Raw genomic sequence first — 14492 nt, forward strand, 5'->3', positions numbered from 1 at the left:
GCATGAGCCAGTTCCCAGGCCGTCACCGCAGTGCACTGCTGGTCGTCGACGTGCAGGTCGACGTGGTCGCCGAGGCGCACGACCGTGACGGCGTGGTCTCGCGCGTCCGCGATCTCGTGGACGAGGCGCGGACCGCTGACGTTCCCGTCGTGTGGGTGCAGGACACGTTGCGTGGCGGCGGCCCGTCGAGGTCCGGGTCCGCCGGGTGGCAGGTGGTGCCCGAGCTCGAGCCGGGGGAGGGCGAGCCGCGGATCGAGAAGGACTACGGCGACGCCTTCGAGGCCACGGGGCTCGGCGACGTCCTCAGCGACCTCGGTGTCGGGCGCGTCGTGGTGGTCGGGGCCCAGACCGACGCGTGCGTCCGCGCCACCCTGCACGGCGCGTTCGTGCGGGGCTACGACGTCACGCTCGTCTCCGACGCGCACACCACGGAGGACCTCACGGTCTACGGCGCACCCCCGCCGGACCAGGTCGTCGCGCACACGAACCTGTACTGGCAGTTCCAGGGCGGACCCGACCGTACGGCCGACGTGGTCGCCACGGCGGACGTCGTGCTCTGAGCCGCGGGCCGCCGGATCCGACGCGCCGGGAGTGGATGGTGCTCAGGGGCGCCAGCGGGTGTTGCGTTGCCAGGTGGTCGATCCGGGTGGTCGCCACTCGACGTGTCCGTCGGCCGGGTTGATGCGTCCGGCCCAGCCTTGGTCGTGGACGCGGTGGTGGTGGAAGGTGCACAGCAGTGCGCCGTCCCTGATGTCGGTGGTTCTCGACATCGCGTGTGGGGTGAGGTGGTGGCTCTCGCACCACCTCGGGTCCCGGTCACACCCCGGGGCCGTGCAGCCCCCGTCTCTACGTTCCATGGCCCGTCGTGACGACTGGTTGAAGTACCGGTTCGCCGACCCGAGGTCGAGGGGGAGTGACCTGCCGTTGAGGACCATGGGGACGAGCTGGGCGGTGCACGCGAGCCGGCGGGCCTGCTCGGCCGAGATCCTGGTCCCATCACTCAGTCCGGCGGCCTTGAGCCCACCCATCAGCGTGCTCAGGTCGAGGTTGACGGTGACGACGGCGCTGACGCCGCCGTTGGAGGGCAGCCGGTCCGCGGGCAGCAGCTCGACCAACGCGGCGAAGGCATGCCCGAGCCGCTGCGGGTAGGACTGGCCGAATCCCACTTCGTCGTGCTCGCCGGTGGCGGCGTTGACGGTCCCGACCTTCTGGTGGGGTGCGGCGAGGGCGTCGAGGGCGGTCTTGAGCATGACGGCCTGCGCCTCGGGGAGGGTGAAGCGTCCGGTGTGGGTGCCGTCGCGGTTGTCCCACATCGAGAAGCTGGTCTTCGCGCGGGCCTGCTCTTCCTGCTGGCGCAGGAGGGTGTCCTCGTCGGCGTCGACCCCATCCTCAGAGGTCTTGTAGGCGTCGGTGATGCGTCGGGCCCGCGCTCGCAGGTCCTTCAGGGTGAGCTTCTGCGCGTCCTTGAGCAGCGTGCGTTCGCAGGTGTGGCGCTGGGCGTCGAGCACGTCGTCGGGCAGTGAGGCCAACGCGCGAGCGATGACGTCGGCCTGCTTGGTGCTGATCTCGCCGGCCGCGAGGGCGGCTTCGGTGTGGGTGGTCTGCTCCTCGATCCGATTGGCGGTGTTGACCAGGTCGGCCGCGCCGTGCCGGTCGCCGCCGAAGTCGATGCTGATGGTCGAGCCCGTCGAGGTCGTCGTGGCCGGACCCGCGCCATCAGCACCACCGCGTGTGGCGTCCCGCGCTGCTTGCCGGGCCTTCTCGAGCACCCGGGCGGCGGCCATCGTGTGGGCGCTGATCCGCGCCTCGACCCTGGCCAGGCGGGTGAGCAGGTCACGCGCGACCGCGGGGTCCGTGCCGGCCCAGCTCGACGTGGGCGTGGCGTCCAGCGCGCCCTCCAGTGACCGCACGCACGCCTCGACCATCTCGGTCTCTAGTGCGGTGACGGCCATTCTTCCCCCTGGTCTCTCTCGCCATTCTACCGAGCAGAATCGCGAACAAGCAAGAAGGTGTTCGATAAAGAATCGATGTTCTTTTCTTGGGTCCGAAGCCCGCCGCCACCGGAATAGATCGCGCTGAGACCAGGTTGATAAGATCAGACTCAAGTCAGTTGCCAGCGATCCGGCAACGACCCCAGAGCTTCCAGAACCCCGCAGCACCCGATCAGCAGGAGGAACCACCATGGCACGTGCCGTCGGAATCGACCTCGGCACGACGAACTCCGTCGTCGCCGTCCTGGAGGGTGGCGAGCCCACCGTCATCGCGAACGCCGAGGGCGCTCGCACCACCCCGTCCGTCGTCGCCTTCGCGAAGGACGGCGAGGTCCTGGCCGGCGAGGTCGCCAAGCGCCAGGGCGTCACGAACGTCGACCGCACCATCCGCTCCGTCAAGCGCCACATGGGCACCGACTGGAAGACGGAGATCGATGGGAAGTCGTTCAACCCGCAGCAGATCAGCGCCTTCATCCTGCAGAAGCTAAAGCGCGACGCCGAGGCGTACCTGGGCGAGTCGGTCACCGACGCCGTGATCACCGTCCCCGCCTACTTCAACGACCACCAGCGTCAGGCGACGAAGGAGGCCGGCGAGATCGCTGGCCTGAACGTCAGCCGCATCATCAACGAGCCCACCGCGGCCGCGCTCGCGTACGGCCTCGACAAGGGCGACGACCAGACGATCCTCGTCTTCGACCTCGGCGGCGGCACGTTCGACGTGTCCCTGCTCGAGATCGGCGACGGCGTCATCGAGGTCAAGGCCACCAGCGGTGACAACAACCTCGGTGGTGACGACTGGGACAACGCGGTCGTCGACTGGATCGTCAGCACCTTCAAGTCCAAGACGGGCATCGACCTGACCAAGGACAAGATGGCCATGCCCCGTATCCGCGAGGCCGCCGAGCGCGCGAAGATCGAGCTGTCCAGCTCGTCGTCGACGTCGATCAACCTGCCCTACATCACGGTGCAGGACGGCAGCCCCGTCTTCCTCGACGAGACGCTCAGCCGCAGCGAGTTCGAGAAGATCACGAGCGACCTGCTCGAGCGCACCAAGGCGCCGTTCAACAACGTCGTCAAGGACGCCGGCATCTCGGTGGGCGACATCGACCACGTCGTGCTCGTGGGTGGCTCCACCCGCATGCCCGCCGTGAGCGAGCTCGTCAAGAGCCTCACCGGTGGCAAGGAGCCCAACAAGGGCGTCAACCCCGACGAGGTCGTCGCCGTGGGCGCCGCGCTCCAGGCCGGCGTGCTCAAGGGCGAGGTCAAGGACGTGCTCCTGCTCGACGTCACCCCGCTGAGCCTCGGCATCGAGACCAAGGGCGGCGTCATGACCAAGCTCATCGAGCGCAACACGACGATCCCGACCAAGCGCAGCGAGGTCTTCACGACGGCCGACGACAACCAGCCGTCCGTGGCGATCCAGGTGTACCAGGGCGAGCGCGAGATGGCGGCGGGCAACCAGCTGCTGGCCACCTTCGAGCTCACGGGCCTGCCGCCCGCGCCCCGCGGCGTGCCGCAGATCGAGGTCACGTTCGACATCGACGCCAACGGCATCGTGAACGTGTCCGCGAAGGACCGTGGCACCGGCAAGGAGCAGTCGATGACAATCACCGGCGGCAGCGCGCTGTCGAAGGACGACATCGACAAGATGGTCAAGGACGCCGAGCAGTACGCCGAGGAGGACCGCAAGCGTCGCGAGGCCGTCGAGACCCGCAACCAGGCCGAGGCGCTCGCCCACACCACCGAGAAGTTCATCGCCGAGAACGGCGACAAGGTGGGCGACGACGTGAAGGCGCAGGTCCAGGCCGACGTCGACGCGCTGAAGTCGGCGCTCGAGGGTGACGACAACGACGCCGTCCAGGCGGCCGTCACCAAGCTGGGCGAGTCGAGCTCGAAGATGGGCGAGGCGATGTACGCCGCGGCCGCCGCCGAGCAGCAGGCTGCTGGCACCGACGCTCCCGCCGGTGAGTCGACCGACTCCGACGACGACGTCGTCGACGCCGAGATCGTCGACGACGAGGAGAAGAAGTGACGTCCGAGCCCGAGGGCACCACTCCCGACCCGGAGACCTCCGGGTCGGGAGTGGCCGACGAGGCCGTGGAGGTGTCGACGGGCGAGGAGGAGGTCGTCGAGGAGGCTGCGTCGCAGGACGAGCCGACCGAGCCGACCGCCGAGCAGCAGCTCGCGGAGCGCACCGCCGACCTGCAGCGGCTGCAGGCCGAGTACGTCAACTACCGCAAGCGGGTCGAGCGCGACCGTGCGCAGGCTCGCCAGCAGGGCGAGGCCGCGGTGCTGCGCTCGCTGCTGACGGTGCTCGACGACATCGGTCGCGCGGAGCAGCACGGTGAGCTGTCGGGCGGCTTCAAGGCCGTCGCCGACGCGCTCACGCAGGCGCTCAAGGCGCACAAGCTGGAGGCGTTCGGCGCTGAGGGCGACGCGTTCGACCCCCGGCTGCACGAGGCGCTGTTCGCGGCGGGTGAGTCCGCCGAGGTGAGCGTCACGTCGGTCGGCCCGGTCGTGCGCACCGGCTACAAGGTCGGCGACGAGGTCCTGCGGCACGCGCAGGTCGGCGTCGTCGAGCCCGCCGAGGGCGACGCACCGGCCGCGTCGGACGAGACCTCCGACGACGAGTGAGCGGCGGTGGGGCGGCGACCAGGGTCGCCGCCCCACCGCGCCACCAGAGACCATCGCGACACGAGAGGAAGGGGTGAGCCGTGAGCAACCCGAGTGACTGGGCGAGCAAGGACTTCTACAAGACGTTGGGCGTGTCCAAGGACGCGTCGACCGACGAGATCAAGAAGGCCTACCGCAGGCTCGCGCGGGAGAACCACCCCGACTCCAACCCGGGCAACAAGGCCGCGGAGGAGCGCTTCAAGGAGGTCTCCGAGGCGTACGCCGTCCTGTCGAGCGCCGAGAAGCGCAAGCAGTACGACGAGCAGCGCACGCTGTTCGGGCAGTTCAAGGGTGGCTTCGGCGGTGGCGGCTTCGGCCAGCCCGGCGGTGGCTACGGTGGTCAGAACGCGACGGACTTCGACCTGAGCGACCTGCTCGGTGGCATCTTCGGCGGCGGGGGGCGCGGCGGACGTCGTCGCCCGCCGCAGGGACGTCGCGGTGACGACATCGAGACCGAGGCGACGATCACCTTCCAGCAGGCGGTCGAGGGCGCGACCCTCCCGCTGCGGATGACGAGCGACGAGGCGTGCCCGACGTGCCACGGCACGGGCGCCAAGCCCGGCACGGTGCCGAAGGTGTGCACCAAGTGTCAGGGCAGCGGCATGCAGACGAGCGCGTCCGGCGGCGTGTTCGCCATGACCGAGCCGTGCTCGCAGTGCCGCGGTCGCGGTCTGGTCGTGGAGCACGAGTGCGCCACCTGCCGTGGCACGGGCCGCGCCCCGTCGAGTCGCACCCTGCAGGTGCGGGTGCCGGCCGGGGTGAAGGACGGCCAGAAGATCCGGCTCAAGGGCAAGGGCGGACGAGGCGAGGGCGGTGCGCCCGACGGCGACCTGTTCCTGCTCGTCCACGTCGAGCCGCACCCCATGTTCGGCCGCAAGGGCGACCACCTCACCATCACGGTGCCCGTCGCGTTCGACGAGGCCGCTCTCGGCGCGCAGATCAGCGTGCCGACGCTCGACGGCCCCCCGGTGCGGCTGAAGGTCCCGGCGGGCACGCCGTCGGGTCGGACGTTCCGCGCCAAGGGCAAGGGAGCGACCACGAAGGCCGGCACCCGCGGCGACCTCCTGGTCACCGTGGAGGTGCAGGTGCCCACCGACCTCGACGACGCCCAGCGCGCGGCGGTCGAGGCCCTGCGTCAGGCGCGCGGCGCCGCCACACCGCGTGACGGCCTGTTCGAGGAGGTCGGCTCGGCATGACCGACATGCCCTTCACCCCGCCGGGGCCGGACGCGAAGGTGTTCGTCATCAGCGTCGCGGCCGAGCTGTCGGGGCTGCACCCGCAGACGTTGCGCACCTACGACCGGCTCGGCATCGTCGAGGCCGGTCGCACCGGCGGCGGCGGTCGCCGCTACTCGTTGCGCGACGTCGAGCTGCTGCGCACCGTCGCGCGCCTGACCGCCGAGGGCCTGGGCCTCGAGGGCGTGAAGCGCGTGATCGCGCTCGAGAACCAGGTGCTGGCCCTCCAGCAGAAGGTCGCCGAGCTCCAGTCGGAGCTCGCGGCCGCGCACCACGCCCTCGGCACCGTGCAGAACCTGCCGGTGCTGGCCCAGCAGACCCAGCTCACCGTCTGGCGCCGCCCCACCCGCTGAGGCCCGGCGGCTAGGCGCTCCGGACCTCCGCCTCCCAGCCGGGGACGGCGAGACGCAGGGCGACGAGCAGCTCGAGGCGTCGGTCGGGGTCGGTCAACGGGTCGTCGAGCATGCGCTTCGCGGTGGCGAGGCGCGTGTGGATGGTCTGTGCGGGCGTGCCCGTCTGGCGCGCGAGCACGTTGACCGGCGTGCCGTGCTCGAGCCAGTCGAGGACCGTGCGCCCCAGGGCCGCGCGGCGCACGGCGGGCAGCTCGAGGAACGGACCGAGTCGTGAGCCGGTGACCAGGTCGGCGAGCAGGGGCGAGCCGTGCACCATCACCTGCGTCAGGACGTCCCGGGTCTGCGTGACCGGCACGCCCGGCGCGGCGACGGCGGCGGTCGTGCGGGTCAGGCGAGCGGCCTCCGGAAGCTCGACGAGGGGCACGACGGGCCCGCGCGCGACGTCGACCCCGCTGCGTCGGCGCACCTGGTCGTTGGTCCACGTGGCCGGGACGGCGCCCTCGCCGGGTGCCGTCCCCGCGAGCACGTCGTCGCGATCGCGCAGCGCGAGATCGAGGGTCGCGTCCGGGTCGGTCGCCACGACCGGCGTGAGGCGGACGGCCGGGTCGAGCCCGCAGGCCAGGGCGAACCCACGCAGGGTCCGGACGTCTCCTGCGCCGAACGCAGCGCGGGACAAGGCGTGACGACGCCGCTCGGGCGCGAGTGCGTGGAAGCGCTGCATCGTCTGCATGCCCTGGCGGATGTGCCCGAGGATGCGCATCAGGTACTCCTGCACCGACCGGGACAGCGCCTCGGAGTCGAGCTGGTCGAGCTGGCGCAGCAGCACCGGCATGACGTGGCGTCGCAGACCTCGCCCGATGGCGCGCAGAGCGACCGTCAGGTCGTCGTCGGAGAGCCCGTGCACCGTCTGCAGCTCTCCGAAGTGCGTGCACTCGGCGGCCACGGCCTGGGCGGCGGTGCGCGGATCGCCGTCGTGCGCGAGGAAGGCGTCGACGCACGAGCCGGCGAGACGTGCACTGACGACCGCCCCGTTCGGGACGGAGTCGCGGACGAGTCTCTCGACCTGGCCTCGCAACCCCGCCCCGTCAGGGAGGGAGTTCGACGGGTGGTGCGGGAGGGATGGGTGCACCTCTCCCGTCGTCGTCATGGGTGCACGGTCACAGGGGCCGCAGGGTCGAGTCAACGTCGTTCGTCCGACCGACCCGAACCGGGCGGAAACTTGTCACGCGGGTGACAAGTCAGGAGACCGTACGAGACCCCGCGGACAGTGCGGTGACGCCCGCGGAGAGCCCGGCCGCGACGCTCGCGAGACCGGGACCCAGCAGGCCCCCGGCCGCGAGGGCGCCCGCGACCGCGCTGCAGGTCAGCGCCACGACGAGGCCACGTCGCGCCGCCCGGACCGCGGACCGCGACGCGCGCAGCGCGGTGGCGACGCGCAGCACGTCGAGGTCGGGCAGGCCGAGGTCGTCGGCCAACGTCGACGACGCGGCGACGTGCAGCACCCGCTGCCCCTCACGGGAGCGGGTCTCGACGTCGGCCTCCTGGTGGGCCACGTCGACGTCACCCGCAACGTCGACGACGCCCACCTGCAGCCCGACCTCGCGGGTGCGGGCGTCGGTGTCGGCGGAGCGGAGTGCGACGTCGAGGCCGAGGTCGCGCAGGGCCTGCACCCCCTCGGCCGCGTCGGGGCGGACGTCGTCGCCGACGGTGAGCGTGCCGAGCACCCGCGCGTCGACCTCGACGGCGAGCGTCGTCCAGGTGCCGGGGCGGGGCTCGAGACCGAGCCACGTCGGGTCCCCGACGCGCACCGGGTGCCGGTCGACCCGGCCCGACACGCCCGCGTCGCCGTGGCTCTGCACCTCGGTGACCCGGCCGCGGCCGGAGAGCCGGGAGACCGCGCGGGCGACCCGGTCGTCGCGCTCGTGCTGCAGGGCGCCGGCGAACCAGCGCAGGTTGCGGTCGTGGTCGGGCTCGACGGGGTCGACCGAGGTCACCCGGAGGCCCCCGGTGGTGACGGTGCCGTCCTTGTCGAGCAGGACGACGTCGGCGGCAGCGACCTCGGCGACGGCAGTCGGGCTCGGCAGCCCGATGTCGCGGCGGGCGACGCCGGCCCGCGCCGACCGCAGGGCGGCGGGCCCGGCGCAGAGCGCAGCGGCGGGTCCGGCAGCGACGAGCACCGCGGCCGCGACCAGGAGCCCGCGCTCGGGGCTCTCGGCGACGGCCCATCCTGCGCCGGCCGCGACCGCGCCGACGGTGACCACGACGGTGGCCGCGCTGGGCACGTCGACGAGGCTCTGCTGCCCCCGCCAGCGCAGCACGAGGGTGAGCAGGGCCGCGGACGCGACGACGGCGACGGCCATGGTCGGGGTGGCGTCGACGAACGTCTCGACGACGGTGGCGGCGAGGGCGACGACGAGACCGAGGCTGCCGAGCACGCCGGGCCCGAGGCGGTGGCGGGCCAGCTCGTCCGCCGCCTCGCGGTGCACCGGCACGGCCAGCGCGACGGCGAGGACGGCCACACCGAGCAGCACCCACCGCCACCCGTCGAAGTGCAGGTCGGGCACCATCGACACGCTGACGGTCGACGCGGTGAGCAGCGCCCCGAGGACGAAGGTGAGCGCGAGGCCCGGGTGGGTGGCGCGCGGGGAGAGGCCGGTGGCTGCGTGCGCGGCGGTCACGGGGCGTCCTCCGCCCGGAAGCGTTCGAAGTCGCTCTGGTCGCCGGCCTTCCAGAGCGGCACGCTCGCCTTGAGCAGCATCGTCAGCTGCACGAGGAACTCGGTGTCGTGCATCGCCTCGCCGAACAGCTCGTTGATGCGCTTCCAGCGGTAGCGGACCGTCTGCGGGTGCACCCCCAGGCGCGCGGCGATCGCGGGGGCGCTGTCGCGGGTCTCGAGCCAGACGAGCAGCGTCTCGGAGAGGATCTCGCGGGAGTTCGGGGTCTCGGCGAGGAGCGGGCTCAGCAGCTCCTGCCCGAGCTGCTGGCGCAGCGTCGGCTCGGCGTGCAGCCAGATCTGCGTACGGTGCGCCCGGCAGTCGACGACCTGGGCGTCGGGGATGACCCCGCGACGCACCAGCTCGAGCGCCCGCCGCGCCCAGCGGAACGCCGAGGGCACGTCGGCGGGCTCGACGGCCCAGCCGACGGCGGCGCGGGGGACGCCCGCGTCGACGAGCGCCGTCGTCATGCAGTCACGGCTCGCGGCGTCGACCATGACGACGACGGTGTCGTCGTGGCCGACCAGCAGCGCGTCGCGGGAGAGCGCCCCGAGGTCGCGCCGCTCGCCTCCGAGCTCGGCCACGGCGAGCACGATCGAGGACGGGATCCGCCAGACCGTGTCGCTGCCGGGCTCGGCCGTGCCGGTGAGGAGCTGCTCGGCGAGCACGGCGCGGGCGCGGTTCGGGTCGGCCTCGCGCTGACGCACGGTCTCGGTGTGTCCGGCCTCCACCTGCGCGACGAGGTGGTCGACGAACGCGAGCAGGCCGTCGGAGACGACCGCGGGCGTCGTGCCGTCGACGGTGAGGTGCTGGAACCGTGACCACGCCGTGCGCGTGCCGGTGCCGAGCGCCAGGTGGAAGTCGTCGAGGGATCGGCTCGCGCGCGCCTCGCAGCGACCGACCGAGCGGAACATCTCGTCGAGGCCGCGGTCGCGGTGGGGTGCGCCGTCGAGCTCGTCGAGGAAGCGGTGGAGCGCGGTGGTGACCGCCTCGACCACGATCGGGTGGCGGGGCGACTCGCCGTAGTAGGCGATGCGCGCGCAGACGGCGTCGACGATCGAGGCGGCCATCTCGGGCACCTCGCGACGCAGGCGTCGGGCGTGGGAGGCGACGAGGTCGGACGTGGGGCGGTCCGCGGACAGCGTCATGGCGCGGATCCGTGCGGTCCAGGTCCCATCGTCGGCTCCCCGTTCCGATGACTCGTGTGGCTGCACCGAGTTCTACCCCGCCGTCGGGCGCACGTCAACGATGCGCCGACGCTGCGACGCGGTCGGGCCGTGGGCGGACGTGGTGCGCAGGGCCGTGCCCTCCTGTCGTCGCTCGGACGGTCCGCTCCGGACCGCGCCCCCGTCGAGGACTGTGCCCCACGTCGCACGCCAGCGGCGACCGACCGAGCTCTGCCCGACCGGTTCTTGTCATGCGGGTGACAAGAACCGTGCCGATTTGCCGTCACCGGCTCCGAACGCGCGACGTCGACCCGCCGCGTACGACACGGTCTGGCCAGACATGTGACCCAGCGCACTGTGCTGCGTCCGCGTCGTCCCGCACCCAGGGACGTCGTGCCCCCCGATGTCGGTACGGAAGGACACCCATGAGGCTCGGATCTCGACGGACGACCGCCGCGGTCGCTGCAGGTGTGGTGGCGGTGGCGGGCCTGGTGGTCGTGGCGACCCCCAGCCAGGCGGCACTGCCGACCAGCGGCGACCGGATCGCGCACTGGTCGGCGGTGTCCGACTCCGAAGGGGGGAGCAGTGTCGTCCAGCGGGCCGACATCCCCGCGCCGTCGGGCCAGCGCTTCACCGAGGTCCTGCCCGTCACGAACGTGGACAACGTCGTGGCGCTGACGGACCGTCAGGAGGTGCACTTCTACGGGTCGTCGAACCTGCAGGTGCCTGCCGGTCTCGACGGGTCGACGGTCCGTGACGTCGACGTCAGCGGGCCGGTCCTCGGCGTCGTGACGGCGAGCGGCGACGTGACGACGTGGAACCGGTTCGGGGGCGACCAGCCCGCACCGCAGCCGCCCGCTGACCTCTGCCCGGCGACCCAGCTCTCGGTCGGCGGCACCGTCGACTTCGCGGTGGTGCGTTGCGAGGACGGTTCGGTCGAGGCCTTCGGCCGCAGCGGCGTGCGGTGGAGCGTGCCCGCCGACCTGCCCGAGGTCACCGAGGTCCGGGGCGGCTTCCTGTCCGGTGCGGCCGGACCGATCGTCCGCGTGCTGACGAAGGACCAGAAGGTGCTGCAGTGGGCACCGTCCAGCTCGACCGCGCCCGTCACGGCGTCGGAGAACCCGGTGACCCAGGGCAAGCAGGTGGCGAGCCTGACGACGGCGACCGCGCTGACGACGTCGGGCGCGTTCCTCGACCTCGGGATCAACGACCAGCTCGCCCCGACCCGTCCCGTGCGGCGCGGCGGTGCCACGCCGGCGCTGCTGGCCAAGCCGCTCGCGCACGTCGCCGTCGCCGACACCGGCGCGGGGCAGTACCTCACGCGCGACGGGGAGTTCGACGGCTGGAGCCCCGACACCGGCGTCATGATCGAGCTGCGCAAGCTCCCGACGCGACTGTCGGGGGCGAGCCTCGTGTCCGTCGGCACGGCGTCCGGGCACAGCGCGGTCATCGTCGCGGACACGGCGGCACCCGAGGGCCCGAAGGTCACGGCGCCGTCCCAGGTCTCCGGTGCCACCAACGGCGCCGCGCGTCCCGGTGACACGCTCACGGGCAAGGCTGCGACCTTCGACCCGGCCTCCGACGACGTGACCACCCAGTGGCTCGTGGACGGCAAGCCGGTCGCCGGGACGCAGGACCAGCCGACGTTCGCGGTGACCTCCGCCCAGGTGGGCAGCACGATCGCCTTCCGCACTATCGCCGCCTTCCCAGACGCCGGCGACCCCCTGGTCTCGGACTCCTCGACGATCAGCGTGGTGAAGGCCGAGGGCCCGAGCGTGGTGAAGGGGTCGGCGATCGAGGGGTTCGGTGCGCCGGACGTGTCGCTCAAGGGGACGTTCGCGAGCTTCTCGGAGGAGCCTGAGGATCGTGAGGCGTACTGGCTTGTCGATGAGGAGAAGGTCGCGGGTCAGGGGACGCCGGATGCGAAGGAGCTGTTGCTGACCGAGGACATGGTGGGCAAGAAGGTCCGGTTCGTGACGGTGGGCTACTTCGCCGACGACGTGGAGGTGGAGTCGGTCTCGGATCCGTTGACCGTCCGGGTGAAGCTGGCCGAGGTCTCCCCGCCGACGGTCGAGGGGACGCCTGAGGTGGGTGCGACGTTGAAGGTCGCGAAGCCTGCGGTGTTCAACGACGACTCGCCCGACGTGACGATCTCGCACAAGTGGTACCGCGACTTCGTGACGGTGGTCGGTGAGGGAGACACGTACACGCTGACCAAGGACGACGTCGGCTCGACGATCTACTACAGCGCCGAGGCGATCCGTCCGGGTGAGGCGTTCCCGGCGTACTCGTTCGACTTCACCGGCATCGGTCCGGTCACGGCGGCCAAGCCGAGCGTGGTGAAGGGGTCGGCGATCGAGGGGTTCGGTGCGCCGGACGTGTCGCTCAAGGGGACGTTCGCGAGCTTCTCGGAGGAGCCTGAGGATCGTGAGGCGTACTGGCTTGTCGATGAGGAGAAGGTCGCGGGTCAGGGGACGCCGGATGCGAAGGAGCTGTTGCTGACCGAGGACATGGTGGGCAAGAAGGTCCGGTTCGTGACGGTGGGCTACTTCGCCGACGACGTGGAGGTGGAGTCGGTCTCGGATCCGTTGACCGTCCGGGTGAAGCTGGCCGAGGTCTCCCCGCCGACGGTCGAGGGGACGCCTGAGGTGGGTGCGACGTTGAAGGTCGCGAAGCCTGCGGTGTTCAACGACGACTCGCCCGACGTGACGATCTCGCACAAGTGGTACCGCGACTTCGTGACGGTGGTCGGTGAGGGAGACACGTACACGCTGACCAAGGACGACGTCGGCTCGACGATCTACTACAGCGCCGAGGCGATCCGTCCGGGTGAGGCCTTCCCGGCGTACTCCTTCGACTTCACCGGCATCGGCCCGGTCACGAAGGCCGCGCTCACGATCACGGGCCTGCCCGTCATCGAGGGCGACGCCGTGGTCGGCAAGACGCTCACCGCCTCGCCCGCCCCGTCGAGCGACGACGACGCGACGGTCGCGTTCCAGTGGTTCGCCGACGGTCAGCCGATCGACGGTGCGACCGAGAAGACCCTGGTGCTCACCGACGCCCTCGCCGGGAAGCCGGTCACGGTCCGCCAGACGGTGTCGCGCGACGGCGCGACCGAGCCGGGCGCCAACCTCGCGCAGGCGACGTCGGAGCCGCGCACCGTGCGCGCCAAGCCGGTCGACCTGACGGTCACGAAGCCCGCCACCGTCGAGGGCAAGCGGATCGTCGGCCAGACGGTGACCGGGTCGCCGGCCACGTTCAGCGATCCCGAGGCCGGCGTGACCACCTACTGGATGGTCGACGGCAGGCGCACCACGGCGACCGGCGCCACCCTCACGCTCACGTCCGAGCACGTCGGCGCCTCGATCCGGTACGTCAGCGTCGCCGAGCGCGCCGAGGACGACGCCACGGCGGAGTCCGTGAGCGAGGGCCAGGTCGGCCCGGTGCTCGCCCAGGTGGCCGTGAAGACCGCGACAAGGCTGTCGGGCACGGCCAAGGTCGGCAAGACGCTGACGGCCACCCCCGCGACGTTCACCGGTGGTGAGCTGACGGTCGACGGCTCCTGGTGGGCCGACGGGCAGAGGCTCGACCAGGGCGGACTGAAGCTGCCGCTCACCGCCGAACTCGAGGGCGCGGTGATCACGTTCCGTGCCACGGCCAGCCGCTCGGTCGACGGCATCGACGAGCAGAAGTCGTCGGACGCCTCGAGCCGGAAGGTGGCTGCAGCCGACACGTCGACCCCGCCCACGACGCCGCCGACGACTCCGCCGGGTGGCGGCACCGACCCGAAGCCTCCGGCGGCCGGACAGCCGTCGACGGACATCGTGCAGGGCTCGACGACGGTGGAGCGCGGCGACGTGCTCACGCTCCAGCTGAGCCCAAAGCGTGCCGGCGACAAGGTCGTCGTGATGCTGTTCTCGACCCCCACCAACCTCGGCACCCACACGGTGGCGGCCGACGGCACGGTGCGGGTGCGGATCCCGCAGGGCGTCGACCTCGGACGACACCGGATCGCGGTGTACGACGCCGCGTCGGGCTCCCTCCTCGCCTGGCAGGCCATCACGGTCGTCGACGCCGCCGGAGGCACAGGGACCGGCGTCGGCTCCGATGGCGGCGCGAGTCTGCCCGACACGGGCACCTCCGTCGATGCGCAGCTCATCGGCCTCGGTGCAGCCCTGCTGCTCGTCGGTGCCGGCGCGATCGGCTACCGGTCCCGGCGACGCCCGCGGCACCGGGTGCGCTGACGCAAGACGCGGGGGTGGTGGGCCGGACGGTCCTCCACCCCCCCTGCCTTCGCGGGAACCTGTCACCTTCGTGACAGTTCTGGGGCGCTCGAGGGGGACGGGCGATCATGGACTGG

The 14492-nt window shown here is 71.9% G+C and carries 10 protein-coding genes; 6 read left to right on the forward strand and 4 right to left on the reverse strand.

Annotated features, from left to right (window positions below; translation table 11 throughout):
* Nucleotides 1-2: 2 nt before the first annotated feature.
* Complete coding sequence (locus QE370_RS06295) at nt 3-560, forward strand: isochorismatase family protein (protein ID WP_309633824.1); 558 nt, start codon at nt 3-5, stop codon at nt 558-560.
* Nucleotides 561-602: 42 nt separating this feature from the next.
* Here QE370_RS06295 and QE370_RS06300 read toward each other — a convergent pair whose 3' ends face one another.
* The gene (locus QE370_RS06300; protein WP_309633825.1) at nt 603-1952 is read right to left on the reverse strand and encodes a DUF222 domain-containing protein; all 1350 of its coding nucleotides are present in this window, start codon (nt 1950-1952) and stop codon (nt 603-605) included.
* A 229-nt stretch (nt 1953-2181) separates the two neighbouring features.
* Here QE370_RS06300 and dnaK point away from each other — a divergent pair, with 229 nt between their 5' ends.
* From dnaK to QE370_RS06320, 4 genes are all read left to right on the forward strand, one after another.
* Entirely contained in the window at nt 2182-4023 is a 1842-nt protein-coding gene (gene dnaK / locus QE370_RS06305) for a molecular chaperone DnaK (RefSeq protein WP_309633826.1), read from the forward strand.
* A complete protein-coding gene (locus QE370_RS06310; protein WP_309633827.1) occupies nt 4020-4625 on the forward strand; it encodes a nucleotide exchange factor GrpE in 606 nt (201 codons plus the stop codon). The genes dnaK and QE370_RS06310 overlap by 4 nt, the downstream gene beginning before the upstream one ends.
* Before the next feature lie 80 nt (nt 4626-4705).
* Entirely contained in the window at nt 4706-5860 is a 1155-nt protein-coding gene (gene dnaJ / locus QE370_RS06315) for a molecular chaperone DnaJ (RefSeq protein ID WP_309633828.1), read from the forward strand.
* Nucleotides 5857-6252, forward strand: a complete 396-nt coding sequence (locus tag QE370_RS06320; RefSeq protein ID WP_396127807.1) for a heat shock protein transcriptional repressor HspR — start codon at nt 5857-5859, stop codon at nt 6250-6252. Before dnaJ ends, QE370_RS06320 begins: the two co-directional genes overlap by 4 nt.
* A 10-nt stretch (nt 6253-6262) precedes the next feature.
* Here the strand turns inward: QE370_RS06320 and QE370_RS06325 are convergent, their stop codons facing one another.
* From QE370_RS06325 to QE370_RS06335, 3 genes are all read right to left on the reverse strand, one after another.
* Entirely contained in the window at nt 6263-7399 is a 1137-nt protein-coding gene (locus QE370_RS06325) for a helix-turn-helix domain-containing protein (protein ID WP_309633829.1), read from the reverse strand.
* Between the two features lie 91 nt (nt 7400-7490).
* The gene (locus tag QE370_RS06330; protein ID WP_309633830.1) at nt 7491-8930 is read right to left on the reverse strand and encodes an HAD family hydrolase; all 1440 of its coding nucleotides are present in this window, start codon (nt 8928-8930) and stop codon (nt 7491-7493) included.
* A complete protein-coding gene (locus QE370_RS06335; RefSeq protein ID WP_309633831.1) occupies nt 8927-10114 on the reverse strand; it encodes a helix-turn-helix domain-containing protein in 1188 nt (395 codons plus the stop codon). Before QE370_RS06335 ends, QE370_RS06330 begins: the two co-directional genes overlap by 4 nt.
* Before the next feature lie 443 nt (nt 10115-10557).
* Between QE370_RS06335 and QE370_RS06340 the strand changes: the two genes are divergently transcribed.
* On the forward strand, nt 10558-14376 hold the full coding sequence (locus tag QE370_RS06340) for an LPXTG cell wall anchor domain-containing protein (protein WP_309633832.1): 3819 nt from the start codon (nt 10558-10560) through the stop codon (nt 14374-14376).
* The last annotated feature ends 116 nt before the right edge of the window (nt 14377-14492 follow it).

It is taken from the genome of Aeromicrobium sp. SORGH_AS_0981 (assembly GCF_031453195.1).
Lineage (GTDB): Bacteria > Actinomycetota > Actinomycetes > Propionibacteriales > Nocardioidaceae > Aeromicrobium.